Origin of the sequence: Streptomyces colwelliae (genome assembly GCF_048158785.1) — a bacterium.
Taxonomy (GTDB): domain Bacteria; phylum Actinomycetota; class Actinomycetes; order Streptomycetales; family Streptomycetaceae; genus Streptomyces.
In genome coordinates, this window is record NZ_JBLTJC010001055.1 from 1 (window position 1) to 391 (window position 391).

1 pseudogene is annotated in these 391 nt (G+C 70.1%); it reads left to right on the forward strand.

The annotated features are described in order from the left end of the window. Positions 1–243, forward strand: a pseudogene (locus ACNFOC_RS55795) (MDMPI N domain containing protein); the annotation flags it as partial. Between the last annotated feature and the right edge of the window lie 148 nt (positions 244–391).

Genomic DNA, 391 nt, shown 5'->3' on the forward strand with positions numbered 1-391 from the left:
GGTCGTAGCCTTCGGCTGGAGATCGAGGGGCATGGTGGCGGTGAGTGGCTGATCGCCCTCGACTCACCCGGGGCGGTGGGGTCCGCCGAGCGTGAGGTTGCCCATATCGCCCTGGACGGCGTCGAGTTCTGCCACCTGGCCGCGGGGCATGTGTCTCCGGAGGAGGCTGCTGCGGGGCAGCTCGGTGACCGGGAGGCGATCAGGGATGTGCTGTTCGCCACGGCGTCGTTGAGCCGGATGTAGGGGTGGGTTGCGGGTTCGTCGGCGAGTGCGGGTGAGTGGGGGCTGGTCGCGCAGTTCCTCGCGCCCCTGAAAACTGGGCGCGGCTTTCGACTGCGGGTGGGTGGGGGCTGAGCGCGCAGTTCCCCGCGCCCCTTAAACGAACCGCCCG